The organism is Rhodanobacter sp. DHB23 (assembly GCF_014842975.1).
In the GTDB taxonomy this organism is placed as follows: Bacteria; Pseudomonadota; Gammaproteobacteria; order Xanthomonadales; family Rhodanobacteraceae; genus Rhodanobacter_A.
Genome location: NZ_JACYXK010000029.1, coordinates 579,390 through 601,589 on the forward strand (window position 1 = coordinate 579,390; position 22,200 = coordinate 601,589).

Below are 22,200 nucleotides of genomic sequence, written 5' to 3' on the forward strand. Positions count from 1 at the left end.
CGTGCCGGAAGCCTATGACCGGCTTGTGGCGCACGCGGGGCGCGGAACAGGCGGCGAAGCGTCAGCCTTGCGCGCTGTCCGCTTCGCGGTGGTAGCGCGTGGCCTGCGCCACTTCCTGGCTGGAACCGAGGAACACCGGTACGCGCTGGTGCAGGCCGGCCGGCTGCAGTTCCATGATGCGCTCGCGCCCGGTGGTGGCCGCGCCGCCGGCCTGCTCGACGATGAAGGCCATCGGGTTGGCCTCGTACATCAGGCGCAGCTTGCCGCCCTTGTCCTTGATCTTGGCGTCCAGCGGGTAGAAGAACACGCCGCCGCGGGTAACGATGCGGTGCACGTCGGCCACCATCGAAGCGACCCAGCGCATGTTGAAGTCGCGGCCGCGCGGGCCGTCCTTGCCGGCCAGCAGCTCGCCGATGTAGCGCTGCATCGGCGCTTCCCAGTGGCGCTGGTTGGACATGTTGATGGCGAACTCGCCGGTCTGTTCCGGGATGCGGATGTCGCGGCGGCTCAAGATGAAGCTGCCGATCTCGCGGTCCAGCGTGAACTCGTGCGTGCCGTGGCCGAAGGTGAGCACCAGCAGGGTGCTGGGGCCGTACACCACATAGCCGGCGGCGAGCTGGGTGGTGCCCGGCTGCAGGAAGTGCTCGGCCTTCGGATCGGTCACGTCGTCCGGGCAACGCAGCACCGAGAAGATCGTGCCCACCGAGATGTTCACGTCGATGTTGGAGCTGCCGTCCAGCGGATCGAACAGCAGCAGGTGCTGGCCCTTCGGGTACATGTCGGGGATGGGCTGCGGGTCTTCCATCTCCTCCGACGCACAGGCGGCGAGGTGGCCGCCCCAGGCGTTCGCTTCCAGCAGGATCTCGTTGGAGATCACGTCCAGCTTCTTCTGCGCCTCGCCCTGCACGTTGTCGGTGCCGGCCGCGCCCAGCACACCGCCCAGCGCGCCCTTGCCGGTGGCCACGCCGATGCGCTTGCAGGCGCGGGCGACCACTTCGATCAGCAGCGAAAGCTCGGTGTTGATGTGGCCGGCGCGGCGTTCCTCGATCAGGAACTGGATGAGCGAAACGGGTTTCATGGGGTGTCCGTGGCAGGGTGGCGGGCGGGGTGGTGTGCGCATTGTCCGGGCTTCGGCTGAATCGCGCCATGCCTGAGAGCCTGTGCAGAGGCTCCCCATGACCCGCGTTGCCTTGGTTTGGTTGTCAGGTGGTAGTGCGGGGCGCAGCGCTTGCCTGGCTGGCAAGTCCAGCCTCGCGCTGCCGCATGGCGGCCAAACCAGGGCAACCCGAAGGGCCGGGTCTGTTTGCGCGCAGGCCAGCGTCATCGCTCAGTCGTGGACGGACGTCCACTCCTTCGCTCTTCCTTGGCCTGCGCGCAAACAGCTTCCGGCGCGAGCCATGGGGAGCCTCTGAACAGGCTCTGGCCTGCTGACACAAGGGTGTCAGCAGCACCCGCGCAAGCTGTACCTCCGATCAAGGAGGGAACGATATGCGCGATACGGTTTATTTCCTCGTTTTCGACGGCTACGCCGACTGGCAGGCCGCGCTGGCGTTGTGCGAGATCCGCCGCCCCGGCGACTGGCAGGTGCAGGCGGTGGGCTTCTCGACGGCGCCGGTGACCTCGATGGCAGGCCTCGTGGTGCAGCCCGAGCTGACGCTGGCCCAGCTCGACCTTGCCCGCGCCGCGCTGCTGATCCTGCCCGGCGGCCACCTGTGGACGCGTGGCGAAGGCCTGGCCGCGGTAGCCGCCGCGCGTCGCGTGCACGCAGCCGGTGCTCCGGTGGCCGGCATCGACGGCGGCGTGCTGGCGCTGGCTCGCGCCGGCCTGCTCGACCACTGCCGGCACACCGGCAACCACGCCGGACACATCGACCTGCACGTGCCCGACTACCGCGGCGCGGAGCAGTACGACGCCACCGTGCTCGCGGTGAGCGACGGCGGCACGCTCACCGCCAGCCAGCTCGGCAGCGTGGAGTTCGCGCGCGAGGTGATCCGCACGCTGGATCTCTACAACGCCAGCGACCGCGAGCACTGGTTCCGTCTCTACAAACACGCGCTGCCGCCGCCGTGGCTGGCCGGCACCATGGCGGCGGCGGCCTGATTCATGCGCTCGTCCGTGAGCGCCGCTTCGATCAAGTCCCTGTTTCAGGAAGTCAGTTCGGTTCTGCAAGTCCAACCGCGGCCATCCATGGCCGCACTTTCAAAAAGAGCCCACGCCATGACAAAGAAATCTGCAATCGACAGGGTACTGATGGCTTATCGGCCGCTCTACCTGCATGGCCTGCTGCTGGACGGGCAGTACCGCCTGCCATCGAGCAACGTGCGCAAGCACGCCGCGAAGCGCCGGCGCATGCTGCTGGCGGCGTTGACCGGCCTGCGCCACATCGTCTCGCCCACGAGGGACAAGCCATGAAGAAGACCTACCACGGCAGTTGCCACTGCGGCGTGGTGCGCTACGAAGCCGATCTCGACCTGGCCAGCGGTACCGGCCGCTGCAACTGCTCGATCTGCGCCAAGACGCGCTGGTGGGGCGTCAGCATCAAGCCGCAGGATTTCCGCCTGCTGAGCGGCGAGGACGCATTGTCCGACTACCAGTTCGGCACGCTGAGCGCGCACCACCTGTTCTGCCGGAACTGCGGCGTGCGCGCGTTCGGACGCGGTTACGTGGAGCAGATCGGTGGCGACTACGTCTCGGTCAACCTCGCCTGCCTCGACGACGTCGAGCCGCAGGAGCTGATCGATGCGCCCGTGCGCTGGTGCGACGGCCGCGCGAACAACTGGATGAACCCGCCCGCCGAGACGCGGCATCTTTGAGGAGCCGATCATGAGCAGGCCCATCCTCAACATCGACGAGCTTGAACCGATCCCGCTCGACGTGCTGAACAAGCAATACGGCGGCGGGCCGATGCCGGCGAAGTTCGCCGGCGGCATGGCGCCGATCGGGCATCGGCTGGGCGCACAGAAACTCGGTTACAACCTCACGGTGGTGCCGCCGGGCAAGCGCGCGTTTCCGTTCCACTGCCATCGCGTCAACGAGGAGATGTTCTTCGTGATCGAGGGCACGGGCGAAGTGCGCATCGGTACCGAGACCTGGCCGATCCGCGCGGGCGACGTGATCGGCTGCCCGCCCGGCGGTCCGGAAACCGCGCACCAGATCATCAATACCGGCGACACCACGCTGCGCTATCTCGCCGTGTCGAGCAGCCAGACGCCGGAGATCTGCGAATACCCGGATTCGGGCAAGTTCGCCGTCATGCACGCCGCGGGCAAGGACGCGGACGGCAAGCCACAGGGCTTCCGCCATGCCGGCCGGCTCGCCGACGGTTGCGATTACTGGGACGGCGAGTAGCGGGCACTGGCGATCGATGTGCAGGCAAGCCACCATGTCCGGATGCGTCGCGCCGATCGCCTGTTCCTCATCATCCACGCCCTGCGCGGGCGCCGTACCGCGCTGCCCGCGCGCAACCTCGCCGAGACGCTGGGCGTCTCGCTGCGCACGGTCTACCGTGACGTGGCCGACCTGCAGCTTTCCGGCGTGCCCATCGAGGGCGAGGCCGGCGTGGGCTACGTGCTGCGCAAGGGCTCGGACATCCCGCCGCTGATGTTCACTGCCGACGAACTCGAATCACTGGTGGTGGGCACGCGCTTCGTGCGCGCCTTCGCGGGCGACCGGCTGGCCGCCGGCGCGCAGGCGGCGTTGCTGAAGATCGAAGCGGTGCTGCCTCCCGAGCTGCGCGAGCGCGCCGCGCGCACGCGCATCTACGCGCCGGTGTGGCGCGACCAGGGCAAGGCCGATTTCGCCGCGCGGATCGACCTGCTGCACGCGGCGATCGAGGCGCGCCAGGTGCTGCGGATGGAGTACGGCGACGAGGCCGGCAACGCCAGCACGCGCGAGGTCGAGCCGCTGTGCCTGGCGTTCTGGGGTGGCAAGTGGACGCTGGGCGCGTGGTGCCGGCTGCGCGAAGGCTTCCGCAATTTCCGCCCGGATCGCATCGTGCTCTGCAACGCCTCTGGCGAGCGCTTCGAGGACCGGCCGGGCCGCAACCTCGAGGCTTACCTGCAGTCGGTGGGCGGCAGCTACACCGGCCTGGAATAGCCGCGCCGGCGCAGGAAATTTCGTGCAGCGGAGGCCCCGTCGGCGCGCGGGCTCGGGTACGCTCGCGGCACAACGTCCGTGGAGGAATCGAGCGATGTCGGCAGCCGTACGTCATCCCCTGTTGTCGGTCGCCCCGGCCAGGTTGCGCCCGACCCAGCTGACCGTGGGCAAGGCCGAGGTCGCGGCCAAGCGCGCGCAGTGGAAGGAACTGGGCAAGAAGAAGCGCAAGGAGCTGCTCGCCACGCACTGGTTCCCCGGCGTGCTGGGGCCGAAGAAACTGGTCTACATCGTCGACCACCACCATCTCGGCCTGGCCTTGCTGGAGGAGGGCGTGAAGAACGTGCCGGTGATGATCCAGCGCGATTTCTCATGGCTGATCCCGGACGTGTTCTGGCGCACCATGGAGTTCAACCGCTGGGCCCATCCGTACGACCAGCACGGCACCCGCGTGGACTACGCCGCGATCCCGACCAGCCTGACCCAGATGGCCGATGACCCCTACCGCACGCTCGCCGCGCGGGTGCGCATGGCCGGCGGTTGCGCCAAGGACGCCGTGCCCTATGCGGAATTCCTGTGGGCGGATTTCTATCGCCGCCACCTGAAACTGCCGGGCGGCAAGATCGGTGCAAAGGCGATGCAGCAAGCTTTGCTGTTCGCGCACAGCCAGGACACGGCCTACCTGCCGGGTTGGAGCGGGACGATCGAATGAACGCGGCACCGGCTGCCACCGCCGCGCCGGGCGCCAGCCGCGGCGCGGACGTGCTGGCCGGCCTGTCGATCGCCGGGCTGCTGTTGCCCGAGGCGGTGGCGTACTCGGGCATCGCCGGCTTGCTGCCGCAGGCCGGCGTGATCGCGTTGTTCGTCGGCCTGGTCTGCTACGGCCTGCTCGGCCGCAGCCGCTATGCCATCGTCTCGGCCACCTCGTCCTCGGCCGCGGTGCTGGCTGCCGGCACGCTGGCGCTGGCCGGCCCGGACGCGGCTTCGCGCGCAGCCGTGGCGGCGACTCTGGTGCTGCTCACCGGTGGCTGTTTCCTGGTGGCGGGCGCCGCGCGCCTGGGCGGCTTGTCGCAGCTGATCGCGCGGCCGGTGCTGCGCGGCTTCACCTTCGGGCTGGCCTGCGTCATCGCGTTGAAGCAGCTGCCGAACCTGTGCGGATTGCCGGGCCTGCATGGCGACTTCGTGCCGCTGTTGCTGGCGACGCTGCTGCAGTCGGCCAGCCGCGTCCAGCCGGCCACGATGGGCGCGGGCGTGGTCGCGCTGCTGCTGCTGTTCCTGTGCGAGCGTGTGCGGCGCCTGCCCGGCAGCCTGCTGGTGATCGTGCTGGGCGTGGCCGCCTCCAACTGGCTGGCAGCGCATGGCGTGGCGCTCACCGGCGCGATCGACCTCGCACCAGCCTGGGGCTGGCCGACGTGGCCCACGAGCAACCAGTGGCTACCCAGCATCGAGCTGGCCGCGGCCCTGCTGCTGGTGCTCTACGCGGAATCGTATGGCGCGATCCGCGCGTTCGCGCTGAAGCACGGCGACCCGGTGGACGCGAACCGCGACCTGCTGGTGATCGGCATGGCGAATGCGCTGTCCGGCCTGCTGCACGGCATGCCGGTCGGCGCCGGTTATTCCGGCACCTCGGCGAACGAGGCCGTCGGCGCGCGTTCGCGGCTGGCCGGGCTGGTCGCCGCGGCCACCCTGCTGCTGCTGGTCCTGCTGCTGCTGCGCTGGATCGAGCGGATTCCCGAACCGGTGCTGGCGGCGATCGTGATCCATGCGGTGAGCAAGTCGTGGCGGCTGTCGGTGTTCAAGCCCTATCTGCAGTGGCGGCGCGACCGGCTGGTGGCGCTGGCCGCGGTGGTCGCGGTGCTGGCGCTGGGCATCCTCAACGGCTTGCTGGTGGCCATCGCCTTCAGTCTGGTGATGTTGTTGCGCCAGCTCGCCACGCCTCGCCTCAGCGAATTGGGCCAGTTGCCCGGCAGCCATGATTTCGTGGGCATCGGCGAACACCCGTCCGCGCTGCCGCCGCCAGGCATGCTGATCCTGCGGCCGGAGGAGCCGCTGTTCTTCGCCAACGCGGAATCGATCCTGGCACTGGCGCGGCAGCAGGTCGCCAGCCATCCCGGCGCACGGATGGTGGTGCTCAGCCTGGAGGAATCGCCCGACCTGGACAGCACCGCGCTGGAGGCCCTGGCGGATTTCGCCGCATGGCTGGGCGCGCGCGGCACCGTGCTGCGGGTGGCGCGCCTCAAGGACACGGTGCATGATTTGCTGTTGCGCGCGGCGCTGCCCCAGCTTCCGCCACAGGCGCTTGATTACTGGAGCGTGGAGGACGCCGTCGCGACGGCGACTGCCATCTCCGCGCAGCAACCGAACGGGACACCCTCGCAGTGAAGAAGATCGTTACGAACCTGCAGTGGCTGGCGCTTGGCATGGCGCTGGCCGCACCGGCATGGGCGGGGCAGGACGCCGATGCGCGTTTCAAGCAGATCTACACCGACGAATGGGCATGGCGCACCGGGCAGGCGGGCATCAGTGCCTCGGGCGAAGCGCAGCCGAACGACGGCCGCCTGGATGCCGTGGACGCCGCCAGCCAGCGGCAGCGCCTCGATTACTGGTTGAACGTGCTCAAGCAGCTCCACGGCATCGATCCAGGCCAGCTTTCGCCGGAAGACCGCGTGAACTACGCGGTGTACCGCGAGCAGATCCGCAACTTCGTTGCCGACCAGAAATTCATGAACTGGCAGATGCCGTTCAACAGCGATTCGGCGTTCTGGAGCGACCTCGGCGACGACCTGGGCGGCGACCGCCTGCGCAGCGCGGACGACTACCGCCGCTACCTCGATCGCCTCGGCCAGGTCCCGCACTACTTCCAGCAACAGATCGACAACATGCGGCTGGGCCTCAAGCGCGGCTTCAGCGTGCCACGCGCGGTACTCACGGGCCGCGACAAATCCATCGCCGCGGTGGCGGATCTCACCGACCCCACGGCCAGCAGCTTCTATGCGCCGTTCGAGCAGATGCCGGCGAGCATCCCCGACGACCAGGCGCAGGCGCTGCGCGGCGAGGCGCTGCAGCGCATCCGCGACCAGGTGATCCCCGCCTACGCGAACCTGCTGAAATTCTTCGACGAGGAGTACGTGCCGCAGGCGCGCAGCACGCTGGCCGCCGAGGCGTTGCCGAACGGCAAGGCGTACTACCGCCAGCAGATCCGCGAATACACCACGCTCGACCTCTCGCCCGACCAGATCCACCAGATCGGCCTGGACCAGGTGGCGAAGATCCACGCGCAGATGCTGGACGTGATGAAGCAGACCGGCTTCAAGGGCAGCTTCGCCGACTTCCTCAACTACCTGCGCACCGACCCGCAGTTCTACGCCAGGACGCCGCAGGAACTGCTGGACAAGACCGCGTGGGTGGCGAAGGAAGTGGACGGCAAGATGTCCCGCTTCTTCGGCCACCTGCCGCGCCTGCGCTTCACCATCGTGCCGGTGCCGGCCGACATCGCGCCGTATTACACCTCCGGCCGCGGCGGCGCCGACGCGTACCTGGTCAACACCTACGACCTGAAGTCGCGCGCGCTGTACAACATGCCCGCGCTGACCCTGCACGAGAGCTACCCCGGCCATTCGCTGCAGTTGGAGCTGGCCGAGGAGCAGCACAACTTCCCCGCCTTCCGCCGCGACGGCTACATCTCCGCCTATGGCGAGGGCTGGGGCCTGTACTCCGAATACCTCGGCAACGAGATGGGCATCTACCAGACGCCCTACCAGCAGTTCGGCTACCTCACCTACCAGATGTGGCGCGCCTGCCGGCTGGTGGTCGATACCGGCATCCACCACCTGGGCTGGACGCGCCAGCAGGCCATCGACTACCTCACCGGCAACACCGCGCTCAGCCCGCTGGAAATCGCCAACGAGGTGGACCGCTACATCAGCTGGCCCGGCCAGGCCGACAGCTACGAGCTGGGTTATCTCACCATCCTGCGGCTGCGCGCCAAGGCAGAGAAGGCGCTGGGCGACAAGTTCGACATCCGTGCCTTCCACGACACCGTGCTCTCCACCGGCTCGGTGCCGCTGCCGGTGCTGGAGCAGCGCATCGACCGCTTCATCGCCGAGGGTGGGCCGGAGCCGGATTTCGACAAGGACTGAAGACGCCGGCAGGCAGGTGCACGTGCGGAACACACCTGTGGTTGCGCGGGGCGACCTGGTTGCCCAAGATGCTCTCCATGTCCTTGGCTTGTTCCGCCGGGGAAGTGGGGATAATTGGCGGCCATGGACAGGGGGGGCGCGGGTATGACGCAATTCTCCAAGCCGGGGCCGCTGGTGGCTTCGGTCAGCGTCCTTTTGATCGTTGCCGAGGCATACATGGCCGTGCGCATGCCGCTCATGGCCGTTGCTTGTGCGGTGCAGGCGCTGGTGCTCGGCGGCTTGTGCTGGCTGACGGCGCGATGGGCACCCGCGGCAAGCGATTTCCCGGTACGCGGGAGGCTTCTTCCGCTGCAGCTTGGGTTGTGTCTCGCATTGCCGCTTGCCATGAGTTTCCGCGGCGATTTCACCGCCTCGAACGGCGCGGGCGGCGTGGTGCCGCACTGGGTGGCGCTTCACCACACCCTCTTTGCTGCATTCGGCCGCGTCATGCCCGGCGATATCGCCCTGGGATGCGTGAACGTACTCGACTACTTCGGGATCGCGGCCGTCGCCCTCATGCTGCTCGGAGTGCCATGGCGGGCCATGGGACTCGGCCCATTCAACCCCGGCTCACGACGGATCCCCCTGACTTGGCTGGCCGTACCGGTTGCAGGACTGTGCTTCGCCCTTGTGGCCAGGAGCGCACCACCCTTGGGTGTATTCAGGAACCTGGGCGGAAACATGCTGCAGAACGGATTCTCCGAGGAGTTTCTTTTCCGGGGCGCCATGCTCGGACGCTTTCGGACACTCATGAGCAACAACGTTGCCTTGCTGGCCCAGGCGATGCTTTTCGGGCTATGGCATCTGTCGAATGACTATGCAATGGCGAGGGGGGACATCGCACTCACCTTGGCCTCGGCACTTTGCAACCATGCCGTCATGGGCTATGCCATGGGGTTCCTGACGCTGCGGACCGGCAATATCGCCGGTGCCTCGCTCTTCCACGGGATTCTGGATACGGTGACGGGATAAGGTCCGGGCCGTCGGCGGCGCCTGTTGTCGGAACCAGGGATATCGACAAGGACCCTGTGGACGTCCCGCGCTCCTTCTGCGAATCCGTGCAGCGCGGCGGCAAGGTTTGCGTGTACCTGCATCCGGGCAGGTTCGGCCTGCGCGGGATGCAGGTGGGCGATTGCGGGCAGGCGGGCAATCACCGCGGGTAATGCGGTTTCATTGGACGAGGCTGCTGTTTTACAGTAAATTGCCAATGTGCTTCACATGGAGAGTTTCGACATGAACGCACATGCCGGTCGCATCGCCGAAGCCGCACCGCGCTACCTGCCAACGGACGCGGCGCTGGCCGCGCCCGCGCTGCGCAGCTTCTTCCGTCTTGCCGGGCACTGGGACCTGCGCGTTGCCGAACAGCGCAAGCTGCTCGGCGATCCGCCCGAATCCACGTTCTACAAGTGGAAGCGCGAGCAGACCGGCGGCCTTGGCCGCGACACGCTGGAGCGCATCAGCTACCTGCTGGGCATCTGGAAGGCGCTGCAGATCCTTTTCCCCGATCCGGCGCAGGCCGACGCGTGGCTGCGCAAGCCGAATACCGCACCGCTGTTCGGTGGGCACTCCGCGCTGGAACGCATGCTGTCGGGCAATGTGGCCGACCTGTTCGTGGTGCGTCAGTACCTGGACGCGCAGCGCGGCTGAAGTGGTGTCGGGCTACCGATCGCGCTCCGCGAGATCGCGAATCGTCATGCTTGCCTCCTCCCCCTGCATGCAGGGGGAGGTTGGGAAAGGGTGATCTCTGTTGCTGCATGGACAAGCACTCCACCCCAGCCCTCCCCTGCAAGCAGGGGAGGGAGTTACCTGACGCCATGGAGCGCACATGCCCGCCGATCTTCCACCCGTCCGCCGCATCCGCTGGAGCCAGGCCTACCGCATCGTGCCCAGCCGCTTTCCGCCGGTGGGCGTGTACGACCGCATCGCCGATCCCGCCGATCTCGACGCGGTGTTCGCGATCGAGGCGCTGACCAATCCGCGCCTGCGCGAGGAAGCGGGCGCCTTGAAACTGGTGCCACGCGAGCACCGCATCAGCGGCCCGGGCTCGACGCCGGTGATGGCCGCGTTCACGCACTTGAATCCGGAAGGCAGCCGCTTTTCCGACGGCAGCTGGGGCGTGTTCTACGCCGCGCACAGCGTGGCCACGGCGGTGGAGGAAACCGTCTACCACCGCGAACGCTTCCTCGCCGCCACCCGCGAGCCGGCCTGCGACGTCCAGATGCGTTGCTACCGCACCCGCATCGACAGTCGCCTGCACGACGTCCGCGGCGGCTGGAAGAAGGAACACGATGCAAGCGTCTATACAGCCAGCGTCAGGCTCGCGCGCACGCTGCGCGAGGGCGGCTCCAACGGCATCGTCTACGACAGCGTGCGCGACCGTGGCGGCGAATGCGTGGCCGCGTTCCAGCCCGACGTGGTGGCGCCCTGCGTGCAGGCGCAGCATTTGATCTATCGTTGGGACGGCACGCGCATCGCGCAGGTGCTGGAAGTGTCGGAACTCGCACGAAACACTCCAAGGGAGACACGATGAAACGCTGGCTGATCCTGCTGTTCGCCTTGCTGCCGCTGTGCGCTTTCGCGCGCACGACCAACGATCACACGCAGTGGAATGCCGATATCGCGGCATTCGAGCAGGCTGACCGCGCACAGCCGCCACCAGCCGGCGCAGTATTGTTCATCGGCAGTTCGTCGATCCGCTTCTGGAAGACGCTGGCAAGCGATTTCCCCGAAGTGCCGACGATCAACCGCGGTTTCGGCGGTTCGGAGATTGCCGACAGCACGTTCTTCGCCGATCGCATCGTGGCGCCGTACCACCCGCGCGCCATCGTGATGTATGCGGGCGACAACGACATCGAGGCGGGCAACAGCCCGCAACAGGTGCGCGACGATTTCGCGGCCTTCGTGCGCAAGGCACGCGCGGTCGACCCCAATGTGCCGATCGCTTTCATCGCGATCAAGCCCAGCATGGCGCGCAAGGCTCTGCTGCCGAAGATCCGCGAGGCGAACGCCCTGGTGCGCGTTTACGCAGCCACGCAGAAGCAGGTGGCCTACCTGGACATCTTCACGCCGATGCTGGGCCAGGACGGCCAGCCGCAAGCCAAATGGTTCATTCAGGATGGGCTGCACATGAATCGCAGTGGCTACGAGTTGTGGATAGGCATCGTGCGGCCGTGGGTGGATGCGCACGGGCATTGATGCCGGGCTCGCACGAGATTTGACCGTGCTTTAGCGAACTCTGCATTCGACCCAGGACCGATATTTCGAAATCATTCCATGATGGCGGGCAGCGTGGATACAGAGCACCGAATGGAAGGCGACCATCGCATCAAGGTAGTCCACCGGCGAACGCCGGAATCGGCGAAGATGGTGGCCAACGTCAAACGGGCAGCGCAGATCACCGCCGTGCTCAACCGCTTGACGTTCAACGACGCCGACGAAGTCCGCGCCGTGTTCAGCGAACTCACAGGCCAGACGGTGGACGAGAGCTTCATGCTCATCCCGCCTTTCTACACGGCCGGCGGCGACGAAATTCGCGTCGGCCGGAATGTCTTCGTGAATCAGAACTGCACCTTCTATGACCTCGGCGGCATCCACATCGGGGACGACGTGATGATCGGACCGAATGTCAGCATCATCACGGCAGGCCATCCGCTGGCCCCGTCGCAGCGCAGATCCGTCACGGTCGGAAAGCGCATCGTGATCGAGCGAAACGTGTGGGTCGCGGCTGGCGCAATCATCATCGGTGGAGTGACGGTGGGCGAGAACTCGGTCGTGGCTGCTGGTTCCGTCGTTACCAAGGATGTACCGCCGAATAGCTTCGTGGCAGGAAATCCGGCGCGCTTCATCCGTTCGGTCAGCGATGAGGCGCCTCTCGAGGGTGGTGCTGAATGAAGCGTCACCTGTCACCTGGATAAGCGCGGGGCATCGGCCGCGCTCACGCGATGCTTAGCCTGCCGCTCATGAGCGCTTCCTGCGCGTTGCGCTCCCCCAGCGCCCATGCGTCGAGCACCGTGGCGCGCACCGTGCAGTCGAGCATGCCCACAGGTACACGCGTGCCGGGTTGCCAATAGTTGCGCCCGTTGACGCGAAACAGGGAAGGCAACTTCGGATAGTGGCGGGTCAACAACACGAGCGTTCGCGCTTTCTCGCTGTCGCTTTGCGGCGGCAGCGGCGCATTGTCGATGTAGCCGCCGTCGAAGGCGTATTCGCCATCGATGCATCGCGCAGGGATGAAAGGGAGTGCGGCGCCTGCAGCCGCCAGCAATGCGTGGGCGTCGCCGAGGCTGCTGCAATCGTGCAGCGCGCGGAATTCCTGTCGCAGGCCGAGTCGGCGCGGCAGCCTGGGATGCAATGGCCCGCGCAGGAACTTGTCCGCGAGGTAGGTCAGCGTAGCGATTCCAATGGAGCCGCGCAGTCCCAGCCAGCGCGCCGGCCGGGTGATCGCCACCTGCAGACGATGCCTCGACTGCCGCAGCGCCTGGAAATGCTCGGCATCGACGAAACTGGCCAGCCATGCCGGATAGATGCGGCGATGCGCATAGTGCAGTCGCCCGCGCAGCAGGCCGCGCCATTCGAACATGCGAACCTGCCCGGCATACAGACGCTGGCAGCTCGCAAGCGCAGCTTGCGGCCCGGCGGTGAGGAAGGCGGCAGCCACGGCGGCGCCGCCGCTGGTACCCACGAGTTGCGTGGGCAATCGCCAGTGCTGCGCCAGCAGATGCGAGATCGCGCCCGCTTGCCACCAGCAGCGGTTGCCGCCGCCGGCGAAGATCAGGGTGTCGATGGAGGCAAGGTCGAGGCTGGCGAGCGATTCGACGAGCATGGTTTCCCTGCATGGCGGGTGGACAAGTCCATCGCATGGAGGCGTCGCCGATCCGATGCAAGGCCGCGATACGAAAAAGCCGGCACAGGGCCGGCTCGATTCGCGCGTGTGCAAATGCAGCTCAGGTATCCGCGCCGGTGGCGAACCCTTCGCGCGTGCCGCGATTGAACACGCGGTCCCCCTCCAGCATGTCGGCGGCCGCATGTGCGGGCTCGGTCTTGAGCTTCGCGTAGATCGGCGTGAAGTCGGGATGGGTGGCTTCGAACAGCTGCTCGAAGCTGTTGATCACGAAATAGGTCTGCTGGTAGGTGTCGATGCGGTAGCGCGTGCTCATCACGCGCTCCAGGCCGAAGCCGATGCGGTTCGGTGCGGGCGAGTCGAGGCAGTAGATGGATTCGCCCTTGGAGCTGACGATGCCGGCGCCGTAGATGCGCATGCCTTCACCGGTGTCGATCAGGCCGAATTCCACCGTGTACCAGTACAGGCGCGTGAGGTTCATCAACGCCTCGGGGCCGATGCGGAACGCCTTCATGCCGCCGCGGCCGTAGGCCTGCATGTAGTCGGCGAACACCGGGTTGAGCAGCAGCGGCACGTGGCCGAACAGGTCGTGGAACAGGTCGGGTTCGCTGAGGTAGTCGAGCTGGTCCGGCTTGCGGATCCACCAGCTCACCGGGAAGCGGCGGTTGGCGAGGTGGTCGAAGAACACCTCGTCCGGCAGCAGGCCTTCCACCGCCACCAGCTCCCAGCCGGTGGCCTCGGCCAGCACCTTGTTGAGTTCGGAGAACTTCGGGATGCCACCGTCGCCCAGGCCGAAACGCTCGACGCCGGCGAGGAACTCCTTGCAGGCGCGCCCGGGCAGCAGTTCGCGCTGGCGCTTGTACAAGGTGTCCCACACCTCGTGGTCGGTGCGCGTGTAGCTGTCCCACGGCTGCTCGACCACGCCGGTCGCGTAGACCGGGATGTAACCGCGGTCGGTCTGCTGGTGTTCGACCTTGCGGGGCGTGGTGTCTTGCATGGCGGGCTCCGGGCTTGCCGATCGCGTGGATGATGACAAGAGCATACGGCGGAGTTGCCGCACGAAGTTTGTGATGTTGCGCAGTGGCGGGCCATGGACGCAATATTCGTGCGCCCAAGGGTAATGGCGTCGAGGTATCGTGCATGACCACACTGGATCGCATCGACCTGCGCCTGCTCGCCGTGCTGCAGACCGAGGGCCGCATCACCAATGCCGAGCTGGCCGAGCGGGTGAACCTGTCGCCCTCGGCCTGTCTGCGCCGCCTGCAGCGGCTGGAGGCGGACAAAGTCATCACGGGCTACGCCGCGCAGGTCGATCCGCAGGTGGTGGGGCTGGGCCTGCAGGCCTTCGTGCGCGTGCAGCTGGTGAAGCACGAGGCGGCGATGATCGAGCGCTTCGTGGAGCGCATCGGCGGCTGGGACGAGGTGGTGGCCTGCCATGCGCTCACCGGCGACATGGATTACCTGCTGCACGTCTTCGTGGCCGACCTCGCGGACTTCTCGCGCTTCCTGCTCGACCGCCTGCTCAACGACGCCGGCGTGGCCGACGTGAATTCCAGCTTCGTGCTGCGCACGGTGAAACGTTCGTCGTCGCTCCCACTGGCGCAATTGGAGCGCTAGGCCGCCTCGGCGACCGGCGCGAGCGCATTGCGCGCGCGGCGGATGCGCAACGCGAGGAAGGCCGCCACCACACCGCTCGCGCCGGCGATCACGAACGGCATCAGGTAGCTGCCCAGTTGCACGCGCAGCACGCCGGCCATGAAGGCCGCCACGGCAGCGCCGACCTGGTGGCCGGCCACCACCCAGCCGAACACCACCGGCGCGTCGCGCTCGCCGAAGGCCTCGGTGGTGAGGCGCAGCGTGGGCGGCACGGTGGCGATCCAGTCCAGCCCGTAGAACACGCCGAACAGCGACAGGCTTTGCAGCGAGAAATCCGAATACGGCAGGTAGATCAGCGACAGGCCGCGCAGCCCGTAATAGGCGAACAGCAGCTTGCGCGGGTCGGCGCGGTCGGTGAGCCAGCCCGAAGCCGTGGTGCCCAGCAGGTCGAAGATGCCCATCATCGCCAGCAGGCTGGCCGCGCGCACCTCGGGGATGCCGTGGTCGCCGCACAGCGCGATGAAGTGCGTGCCGATCAGGCCGTTGGTGGTGAAGCCGCAGACGAAGAAGGTGGCGAACAGCAACCAGAACGCGCTGCTGCCGCTGGCCCGCCGCAGCGCACCCAGCGTGAGCGCGAGCAGGTTGCCGGAGGGCATGCCGATGTCGGCGGGTTCGCCGGGCGGTGCACCGTAGCGGGTCAGGCCGATGTCGGCCGGGCGCTCCGGCAGCAGCCACAGCACCAGCGGGATCAGCGCCACGCACAGCGCGGCGAGCAGCAGCACCACCGCGCGCCAGCCGGCGTATTCCGAGAGCGCCGCGAGGCCGGGCAGGAAGATCAGGGTGCCGGTGGCGGTGCTGGCGGTGAGCAGGCCCATCACCAGGCCGCGGTGCGTGCTGAACCAGCGGCCCGTCACGGTGGCGCTCAGCACCACCGCCACGCAGCCGGTACCCATGCCGGACAGCACGCCCCAGCTCGCCACCAGTTGCCATGGCTGCGTCATCAGCGCGCTGGATGCCGCGGCGAGGCCCATCACCGCCAGTGCCGACATCAGCACGCGGCGGATGCCGAAGCGCTGCATCAGCGCCGCCGCGAACGGTCCCATCAGGCCGTACAGCAGGATGCCCACCGCGGCGGCGGCCGAGATGCTGTCGCGGCTCCAGCCGAAGGCGCGGCCCAGCGGCAGCATCAGCACGCCCGGGGTGGCGCGCATGCCGGCGGAGACCAGCAGGGCGAGGAACACCACGGCCACCACCACGAAGGCGTAGTTCTGGCCGCGAAGGCGGGGGTGCGCTATAGTCATGTTACCGATCGGTACGGTTTGGTTCGCGCAGCATACGTACCGATCGGTAACATTGTCAACGAGCACCGATCATGTCCACCCGAGCCAAGCCTGCACCAGCCGCCGAAGCACCTGCCCGCGCCGCCGACCGCATCCGCGACACCGCCTTCGAACTGTTCTACCGCGAGGGCATCCGCGCCGTCGGCGTGGAGGAGATCGTCAGCCGCGCCGGCGTCACCAAGCCCAGCCTGTACCGTGCCTACGAATCCAAGGACGAACTGGCGGCGGACTACCTGCGCGACTACAACGAGCGCTTCTGCCGCGTCTTCGAGGCGCCGTCGGTGGAACATCCCGGCGACCCCAGGGCCCAGCTGCTGGCTTACCTGGACGGCCTGGCCTCGCGCGCCTCCAGCGACGGCTACCGCGGCTGCGGCCTCACCAACGCGGTGATCGAATACCCCGGGCGCGAGCACCCCGCGCACAAGGTGGCGGTGGAGAGCAAGCGCACCCTGCGCAAGCGCCTGCGCGAGCTGTGCCGCGCGATGGGCGCCGCCGACGCGGAAACCCTGGCGGACGGCCTGCTGCTGCTGATCGAAGGCAGCTACGTGTCCGGCCAGACCTTCGGCCGCGGCGGCCCCGCGAAGGCGCTGGGCAAGGTGGCGCGCGCGCTGATCGAGGCCAGCCTCGGCAGCTGAGCGGCCGGTCGCGGAACATGCGCATCGGCATGGTCAAACCCGTCGCCGACTGAGGCTAAACTAGCCGACTGATGAGCACCGACGCCCCCGCCGCGCCCCCGCGCAACCCACTGCAACCGCTGCGCTACCTGTGGCGCGTGCCGTTGCTGCTGCTGCATATCGTGCTGGCGATACTGCTGGCCGCGTTCGTGATGAGCTGGAACCGCAACAGCGTGATGAAGGACGGTCGCGAGCCGTTCGCGCACAAGCTGATCCGCTGGTGGTCCACCGCCCTGCTGCGCATCTTCGGCCTGCGTTCGGTGCGCATGGGCCAGCCGCTGGCCGACCCGGTGCTGTTCGTGGCCAACCACACCTCGTGGATCGACATCGTGCTGCTGCATTCGCAGCGCGCGGTCTGTTTCGTGGCCAAGGCGGAGATCGCGCGCTGGCCGCTGGTGGGCTGGCTGGCGGCCAGCGGCGGCACGATCTTCCATCGTCGCGGCAGCAACCACTCGCTGGCCGCGGTGATGCAGGTGATGGTGGAACGCCTGCGCGCCGGCCGTTCGGTGGCGGTGTTCCCCGAGGGCGGCACCGGCCACGACGGCGTGCTCAAGGTGTTCCATGCGCGCATCTTCCAGGCCGCACTGGATGCCGGGACGCAACTGCAGCCGGTGGCGCTGCGCTTCGCGCGCGACGGCAGGCGCATCGTCGACGCCGGCTTCCGCGAACACGAGAGCTTCATGGGCAATTTCCTGCGCCTGCTCGGCAGCGCGCCGATGGATGCGGAGGTGCACTTCCTGCAGCCCGTGCCGGCCAGCCCCGACGCGCGCCGCAAGATGGCCGAGCTGTCGCGCGAACGCATCGCCGCGGCGTTGGAGGATCGCGCTGCATGAACCTGCCGCGCGGAAAGGATTTCCGTCCGCCCTGGCCGCTCACCAGCGGGCATGTCCAGACCATGCTTTCCTCCAGCGGCGTGCGCCGGCTGCTGCTGCCGCGTACCGCGCATGCGGTGCAGGAAGGCGCCGAAGCGGTGATGGTGGATGGCGGCGGCGGCGTGCGCCTCACCGGCGCGTTCACCGCGCAAAAGAGCCGCCCCGAAGCGCGCGGACTCGCCGTGCTGTTCCACGGCTGGGAAGGCAGCGTCGATTCCACCTACGTGCTGCAGACCGGTAGCCGGCTGCTCGCCGATGGCTGGGACATCTTCCGGCTGAATTTCCGCGACCACGGCGACAGCCACGGGCTCAACGAGGCGCTGTTTCATTCCTGTCGCATCGACGAGGTGGTGCATGCGCTGGGTGACATCGCCGAGCGCTGGCCGGCGCGCCCGATGGCGCTGATGGGCTTTTCGCTGGGCGGCAACTTCGCCCTGCGCGCCGCGTTGCAAACCTCGCGCGTCGGCATTCCGCTGGGCTACGTGCTGGCGGTGTGCCCGATCATCGATCCCAGCGAGGGCCTGTTCTCGCTGGAGGAATCCGCGCCGTGGTTCTACCAGGCGTACTTCATGCGCAAGTGGCGCCATTCGCTGCAGGCCAAGCAGAAGGCCTTTCCGCAGCACGAGTATTTCGAGATGTCCGAGCTGAAGCAGGACCTGCGCGGCCTGACCGAGGCGATGGTGCTGCGGCATACCGACTTCAAGACGCTGCAGCAGTACCTGGACGGCTACTCGGTGGCCGGCGAGGCCATGCTGGCTATGCAGATTCCCGCCACCATCCTCACCGCGCGCGACGACCCGGTGATCCCGGTGGACGCGTTCGAGCAACTGCGCCTGCCGCCGAACGTGGAGCTGGACATCGCCGATTACGGCGGCCATTGCGGCTTCATCCGCGGCCGCGACATGACCAGCTTCACCGACGACTACATCGCGACGCGGTTCAACGCGCTGGCGGACGGCACGCTGGGGAAGGCCTGATCTTGCGCAATTCCCCTCTCCCGCTTGCGGGAGAGGGGTTGGGGGAGCGGGCGCTTTTGCAATCTTGCGAAAGCCGAGCCCTCTCCCGCCCTGACTCGCGCCATCCCTGTCGCTCGCCCCTGCGGGGCCAGCTTCGCTGTTCCGCAGGCGCATCCTGCGCCTGCAGGTCGGGCACCCTCTCCCGCAGGCGGGAGAGGGGTTCACCCGCAACGCTCACGCTGCCCTACGGCTCCCGCAACGGATCAAGCAAACGCTTCAGGCCGTTGTGGTCGATCTCCAGCATCAGCGCGAGCAACCGGCCGAGTTCGCCGCGCGGGAAACCCTCGCGCGCGAACCATGCGAGATAGGCGCCGGGCAGGTCGGCGATCAGGTGGCCCTTGTACTTGCCGAACGGCATGCGCATGGTCACCAGCCGCTTGAGATCGTCGCCTTGCAGTTGATCCGGTTCGCTCATGCTGGCGCACGTTAGCAGGGTCGGCGCGCCGCACGGCATGGGTATACGCTTGGCAACCCGTCGACCCGGAGTCGTGCCATGCGCCTGCGATCGCTCCTGTCCCTGCTTGCCCCGCTGCTGCTTGCCCAGCCCGCGTTCGGCGCGGTGCAGCTGGACAAGCTCACGCTGCCCAGGGGCTTCCACATCGCGGTGTATTCCGACCAGGTGTCGAACGCGCGCGAAATCGCGCTGGGCGCGAAGGGCACGGTGTTCGTGGGTTCGTTCGGCGTGGGCAAGGTCTACGCGCTCACCGACACGCGGCACGACGGCCACGCCGACAAGGTGCGGGTGATCGCCAGCGGCCTGGAAATGCCGATCGGCGTGGCCTTCCACGACGGCGACCTCTATGTCTCCGCGGTGAGCCGCATCTACGTGCTGCGCGACATCGAGGACCACCTCGACGACCCGCCGAAGCCCGAACTGGTCACCGACAAGCTGCCCACCGAGACCCATCACGGCGGCCGCTTCATCGCCTTCGGCCCGGACGGCAAGCTCTACGTGCCGATCGGCGCGCCCTGCAACGTCTGCGACAAGGGCAAGGACTTCGCCAAGCTCACCCGCATGAATGCCGACGGCAGCGGCGCGCAGGACATCGCCTACGGGATCCGCAACACCGTGGGCTTCGACTGGCGTCCCGGTTCGCACCAGCTGTGGTTCACCGACAACGGCCGCGACATGATGGGCGACGACATGCCCAGCGACAAATTGAACCGCCTCTCGCACGTGGGCGAGGACTTCGGCTTTCCCTATTGCCACCAGGGCGACACCCTCGATCCCGAGTTCGGCAAGGGTCATTCCTGCAAGGACTACACGCCGCCGGTGCTGAAACTCGGCGCGCACGTGGCCTCGCTGGGCATGCGCTTCTACGAAGGCAAACAGTTCCCGGCCAGCTACAGGGGCGCGATCCTGATCGCCGAACACGGCTCGTGGAACCGCAGCAAGAAATCCGGCTATCGCGTGATGACCGTGCAACTCGATGGCAACAAGGTGGCCAGCTACCAGCCGCTGATCACCGGCTTCGAACAGGACGAACAGGCCTGGGGCCGCCCGGTGGACGTGCAGCCGCTGCCCGACGGCAGCGTGCTGGTGAGCGACGATCTGGCGGGTGCGGTTTACCGCGTGACGTACGACGCGAAGGATTAGTTTTTGCTCGTCATTCCGGCGCAGGCCGGAATCCAGTGACGGCATGGCTCGGTCATGCGTGATCGCCACTGGATCCCGGCCTGCGCCGGGATGACAGGCAAAGAATGGTCAGTTCACTCTGGATCGGGTTTTTCGCTTGGAAGAGGGCGTTATGACAAGATCATTGCTGGTAAAAATTTCAATTGGACTGACCATTTTCTTAATGGTGGGTGCTTATCAACTAATGAAAGTTAGGGAGTTCGCGCCTAATCTGTCGAGCTTCAGCCAAACGACAGATATATCCGGGCCTTCTTCATATCTTCCCATCGGGCGTATTGGCTTAAGCCAAATCGATGGGAAAGGATTATATTGTGGAGCAACCTATTCAGGTGGTGGTGCGCCATGTGCTGTACTTTCTAAACTCCCAGAGGGTAGTAATATTAAAGTGTCAGCGGTAACGCTAAATACAAATCGCGGTGCGATTTTGTATGCCATGAATGTCAAATTCAATTCGCAAGAAATTTACAAAACAAGTCCAGAAGAGGCTCTTCGAAATTGGCGAATTGGTAGTTACATGAAACTACCAATACTTCCCATGGTTTCAATGGTTTTTTACATTTTGATCTGTATCGTATTCACTAATTCATCAAGCTAGCGCAAATCACGATCCAGAAAGAACTTCCTCTTCATGCGACACATATCCCCGATCCCGGAGTCCCCATGCAACTGCGCAGCGACAACCTCAGCGAGAACCAGCCCATCCCCACCGCCAACGCCTTCGGCAAGCCCGGCCACCCGGTGGCGTTGTCGGACAACCGCAGCCCGCACCTGGCTTGGAGGGATGCGCCGCAAGGCACGCGCTCCTTCGTGCTCACCTGCATCGACACCGACGTGCCCAGCCGCGGCGACGATGTGAACAAGGCGGGCCGCGTGGTGCCCGCCGACCTGCCGCGCGTGGAATTCGTGCACTGGCTGATGGCGAACATTCCCGAGGAATGCGGCGAACTGGGCGAGGGTTCCTGCTGCGACGGCATCACGCCGCGCGGCAAGCGCGATCCCATCGGCCCGCCGGGCAGCGTGCAGGGCTTGAACGACTACACCGGCTGGTTCGCGGGCGACGCCGACATGGGCGGCGACTACCTCGGCTACGACGGCCCGTGCCCGCCGTGGAACGACAGCATCGTGCACCACTACCATTTCCGCATCCACGCGCTGGACGTGGCGAAGCTGGACCTGCGCGGCGGCTTCACGCTGGCCGAGTTGCGCGAGGCGATGCGCGGCCACGTGCTGGCGGAGGCGGAGTTGATGGGCACGTACACGATCGCCCCGTTGTGAATGCAGGCGTGGAGGCGCCGCGGGCCCGCGCCTTCACGTCCGGAACGCGCCCGTTGTGGATGAATGGCGACACGCGGCCGGCATGCCGTGGTCGGTATTCGTTCAAGAGGGCAAGGCCATGCTTCACTACGCGCTGATTTTCCTGATCGTCGCCGTCGTCGCCGCTGCGCTGGGCTTCGGCGGTTTCATCGGGGGCGTGGCGGCGCTGGTCGCGAAGGTCCTGTTCGTCGCGTTCCTGCTCCTGGCGATCGTCGCGTTCCTGCGGCGCGCGAAGTGAATCGACATTCCATGGCATGGCTTCAAGGAGGCAACATGAACCAGCATCCGGCGACTACCGACAACGGCGGCTCCAGCCGCATCGACGACGGGGCCGAGCGCATCAAGCAGGCCACGTCCAGCGCGGTGGCGGGCACCAAGGAAGCGGTGGGCCGCGCCGCCGACCATATCGAGGCCAGCCTGCACCGCGCCACCGACAAGGTCGCCGCCGGCGCGCACCAGGCCAGCGACAAGTTCGCCGACGCCAGCGAGCGCGGCCGCGCCGCCTATGACGCCACGATGGATCGCGCGGACGAGTGGCTGGGGCAGGTGCGCGACTACGTGCGCGAGAAGCCGGTGCAGTCCGTGGCCATCGCACTGGGTGCGGGCTGGCTGCTCGGCCGCCTGCTGCGGCGCTGACCCCGC

General features: G+C 67.0%; 27 protein-coding genes. 22 read left to right on the forward strand and 5 right to left on the reverse strand.

Translation table 11 applies throughout. The features are described from left to right. Nucleotides 1-61: 61 nt before the first annotated feature. Nucleotides 62-1,078, reverse strand: a complete 1,017-nt coding sequence (locus IHE47_RS17290) for a class 1 fructose-bisphosphatase (protein ID WP_192108155.1) — start codon at nucleotides 1,076-1,078, stop codon at nucleotides 62-64. A gap of 410 nt (nucleotides 1,079-1,488) precedes the next feature. On the opposite strand from IHE47_RS17290, the gene IHE47_RS17295 reads away from it, so the two are divergent. From IHE47_RS17295 to IHE47_RS17355, 13 genes are all read left to right on the forward strand, one after another. Next, complete coding sequence (locus tag IHE47_RS17295) at nucleotides 1,489-2,100, forward strand: DJ-1/PfpI family protein (RefSeq protein ID WP_192108157.1); 612 nt, start codon at nucleotides 1,489-1,491, stop codon at nucleotides 2,098-2,100. Between the two features lie 117 nt (nucleotides 2,101-2,217). Next, entirely contained in the window at nucleotides 2,218-2,412 is a 195-nt protein-coding gene (locus IHE47_RS17300; RefSeq protein ID WP_192108159.1) for a hypothetical protein, read from the forward strand. Beyond that, nucleotides 2,409-2,813: a GFA family protein gene (locus IHE47_RS17305; RefSeq protein ID WP_192108161.1), complete on the forward strand. Its 405-nt coding sequence runs from the start codon at nucleotides 2,409-2,411 to the stop codon at nucleotides 2,811-2,813. Before IHE47_RS17300 ends, IHE47_RS17305 begins: the two co-directional genes overlap by 4 nt. A 10-nt stretch (nucleotides 2,814-2,823) precedes the next feature. Then, on the forward strand, nucleotides 2,824-3,348 hold the full coding sequence (locus IHE47_RS17310) for a cupin domain-containing protein (RefSeq protein WP_192108163.1): 525 nt from the start codon (nucleotides 2,824-2,826) through the stop codon (nucleotides 3,346-3,348). Between the two features lie 42 nt (nucleotides 3,349-3,390). After that, nucleotides 3,391-4,095 carry a YafY family protein gene (locus IHE47_RS17315; protein ID WP_192108165.1) on the forward strand — a complete coding sequence of 235 codons (705 nt, stop codon included), beginning with the start codon at nucleotides 3,391-3,393 and terminating at the stop codon, nucleotides 4,093-4,095. A gap of 94 nt (nucleotides 4,096-4,189) precedes the next feature. After that, nucleotides 4,190-4,804, forward strand: a complete 615-nt coding sequence (locus IHE47_RS17320) for a ParB-like protein (RefSeq protein WP_192108167.1) — start codon at nucleotides 4,190-4,192, stop codon at nucleotides 4,802-4,804. Beyond that, nucleotides 4,801-6,474 carry a SulP family inorganic anion transporter gene (locus IHE47_RS17325; protein WP_192108169.1) on the forward strand — a complete coding sequence of 558 codons (1,674 nt, stop codon included), beginning with the start codon at nucleotides 4,801-4,803 and terminating at the stop codon, nucleotides 6,472-6,474. Before IHE47_RS17320 ends, IHE47_RS17325 begins: the two co-directional genes overlap by 4 nt. Before the next feature lie 38 nt (nucleotides 6,475-6,512). Beyond that, nucleotides 6,513-8,231 carry a DUF885 family protein gene (locus IHE47_RS17330; protein ID WP_192108374.1) on the forward strand — a complete coding sequence of 573 codons (1,719 nt, stop codon included), beginning with the start codon at nucleotides 6,513-6,515 and terminating at the stop codon, nucleotides 8,229-8,231. A gap of 144 nt (nucleotides 8,232-8,375) precedes the next feature. Further along, complete coding sequence (locus IHE47_RS17335) at nucleotides 8,376-9,242, forward strand: CPBP family intramembrane glutamic endopeptidase (protein ID WP_192108171.1); 867 nt, start codon at nucleotides 8,376-8,378, stop codon at nucleotides 9,240-9,242. A 261-nt stretch (nucleotides 9,243-9,503) separates the two neighbouring features. After that, nucleotides 9,504-9,917, forward strand: coding sequence for an MbcA/ParS/Xre antitoxin family protein (locus IHE47_RS17340; protein ID WP_192108173.1), 414 nt, complete (start codon nucleotides 9,504-9,506; stop codon nucleotides 9,915-9,917). 178 nt (nucleotides 9,918-10,095) lie between these two features. Beyond that, nucleotides 10,096-10,800, forward strand: a complete 705-nt coding sequence (locus tag IHE47_RS17345) for an RES family NAD+ phosphorylase (protein WP_192108175.1) — start codon at nucleotides 10,096-10,098, stop codon at nucleotides 10,798-10,800. Beyond that, on the forward strand, nucleotides 10,797-11,465 hold the full coding sequence (locus tag IHE47_RS17350; RefSeq protein ID WP_192108177.1) for an SGNH/GDSL hydrolase family protein: 669 nt from the start codon (nucleotides 10,797-10,799) through the stop codon (nucleotides 11,463-11,465). The genes IHE47_RS17345 and IHE47_RS17350 overlap by 4 nt, the downstream gene beginning before the upstream one ends. A gap of 78 nt (nucleotides 11,466-11,543) precedes the next feature. Continuing rightward, on the forward strand, nucleotides 11,544-12,161 hold the full coding sequence (locus tag IHE47_RS17355) for a sugar O-acetyltransferase (protein ID WP_225562043.1): 618 nt from the start codon (nucleotides 11,544-11,546) through the stop codon (nucleotides 12,159-12,161). 43 nt (nucleotides 12,162-12,204) lie between these two features. Here IHE47_RS17355 and IHE47_RS17360 read toward each other — a convergent pair whose 3' ends face one another. Together IHE47_RS17360 and phhA are read right to left on the reverse strand one after the other, a co-directional pair. Further along, nucleotides 12,205-13,092, reverse strand: a complete 888-nt coding sequence (locus IHE47_RS17360; RefSeq protein WP_192108179.1) for a patatin-like phospholipase family protein — start codon at nucleotides 13,090-13,092, stop codon at nucleotides 12,205-12,207. 121 nt (nucleotides 13,093-13,213) lie between these two features. After that, a complete protein-coding gene (phhA, locus tag IHE47_RS17365) occupies nucleotides 13,214-14,107 on the reverse strand; it encodes a phenylalanine 4-monooxygenase (protein ID WP_192108181.1) in 894 nt (297 codons plus the stop codon). Nucleotides 14,108-14,250: 143 nt separating this feature from the next. Between phhA and IHE47_RS17370 the strand changes: the two genes are divergently transcribed. Continuing rightward, nucleotides 14,251-14,727, forward strand: coding sequence for an Lrp/AsnC family transcriptional regulator (locus IHE47_RS17370; protein WP_192108183.1), 477 nt, complete (start codon nucleotides 14,251-14,253; stop codon nucleotides 14,725-14,727). Here IHE47_RS17370 and IHE47_RS17375 read toward each other — a convergent pair. Further along, nucleotides 14,724-16,007 (reverse strand): MFS transporter, encoded by a 1,284-nt coding sequence (locus IHE47_RS17375; protein WP_192108185.1) that lies wholly within the window; start codon nucleotides 16,005-16,007, stop codon nucleotides 14,724-14,726. The genes IHE47_RS17370 and IHE47_RS17375 overlap by 4 nt on opposite strands. A gap of 71 nt (nucleotides 16,008-16,078) precedes the next feature. On the opposite strand from IHE47_RS17375, the gene IHE47_RS17380 reads away from it, so the two are divergent. From IHE47_RS17380 to IHE47_RS17390, 3 genes are all read left to right on the forward strand, one after another. Next, nucleotides 16,079-16,681: a TetR/AcrR family transcriptional regulator gene (locus tag IHE47_RS17380; protein WP_192108187.1), complete on the forward strand. Its 603-nt coding sequence runs from the start codon at nucleotides 16,079-16,081 to the stop codon at nucleotides 16,679-16,681. A gap of 71 nt (nucleotides 16,682-16,752) precedes the next feature. Continuing rightward, complete coding sequence (locus IHE47_RS17385) at nucleotides 16,753-17,553, forward strand: lysophospholipid acyltransferase family protein (RefSeq protein ID WP_192108188.1); 801 nt, start codon at nucleotides 16,753-16,755, stop codon at nucleotides 17,551-17,553. Continuing rightward, the gene (locus IHE47_RS17390; RefSeq protein WP_192108190.1) at nucleotides 17,550-18,569 is read left to right on the forward strand and encodes an alpha/beta fold hydrolase; all 1,020 of its coding nucleotides are present in this window, start codon (nucleotides 17,550-17,552) and stop codon (nucleotides 18,567-18,569) included. The genes IHE47_RS17385 and IHE47_RS17390 overlap by 4 nt, the downstream gene beginning before the upstream one ends. Before the next feature lie 223 nt (nucleotides 18,570-18,792). Here the strand turns inward: IHE47_RS17390 and IHE47_RS17395 are convergent, their stop codons facing one another. After that, nucleotides 18,793-19,005: a DUF3820 family protein gene (locus tag IHE47_RS17395; protein ID WP_192108378.1), complete on the reverse strand. Its 213-nt coding sequence runs from the start codon at nucleotides 19,003-19,005 to the stop codon at nucleotides 18,793-18,795. A 96-nt stretch (nucleotides 19,006-19,101) separates the two neighbouring features. Here IHE47_RS17395 and IHE47_RS17400 point away from each other — a divergent pair, with 96 nt between their 5' ends. The 5 genes from IHE47_RS17400 to IHE47_RS17420 all read left to right on the forward strand — a co-directional run bounded on the left by IHE47_RS17400 (nucleotide 19,102) and on the right by IHE47_RS17420 (nucleotide 22,194). Next, on the forward strand, nucleotides 19,102-20,205 hold the full coding sequence (locus IHE47_RS17400; RefSeq protein WP_192108192.1) for a PQQ-dependent sugar dehydrogenase: 1,104 nt from the start codon (nucleotides 19,102-19,104) through the stop codon (nucleotides 20,203-20,205). 136 nt (nucleotides 20,206-20,341) lie between these two features. Next, on the forward strand, nucleotides 20,342-20,839 hold the full coding sequence (locus IHE47_RS17405; RefSeq protein WP_192108194.1) for a hypothetical protein: 498 nt from the start codon (nucleotides 20,342-20,344) through the stop codon (nucleotides 20,837-20,839). Between the two features lie 65 nt (nucleotides 20,840-20,904). Further along, complete coding sequence (locus tag IHE47_RS17410) at nucleotides 20,905-21,519, forward strand: YbhB/YbcL family Raf kinase inhibitor-like protein (RefSeq protein ID WP_192108196.1); 615 nt, start codon at nucleotides 20,905-20,907, stop codon at nucleotides 21,517-21,519. 118 nt (nucleotides 21,520-21,637) lie between these two features. After that, a complete protein-coding gene (locus tag IHE47_RS17415) occupies nucleotides 21,638-21,796 on the forward strand; it encodes a DUF1328 domain-containing protein (protein WP_192108380.1) in 159 nt (52 codons plus the stop codon). A 35-nt stretch (nucleotides 21,797-21,831) separates the two neighbouring features. After that, on the forward strand, nucleotides 21,832-22,194 hold the full coding sequence (locus tag IHE47_RS17420; RefSeq protein ID WP_192108198.1) for a DUF883 family protein: 363 nt from the start codon (nucleotides 21,832-21,834) through the stop codon (nucleotides 22,192-22,194). The last annotated feature ends 6 nt before the right edge of the window (nucleotides 22,195-22,200 follow it).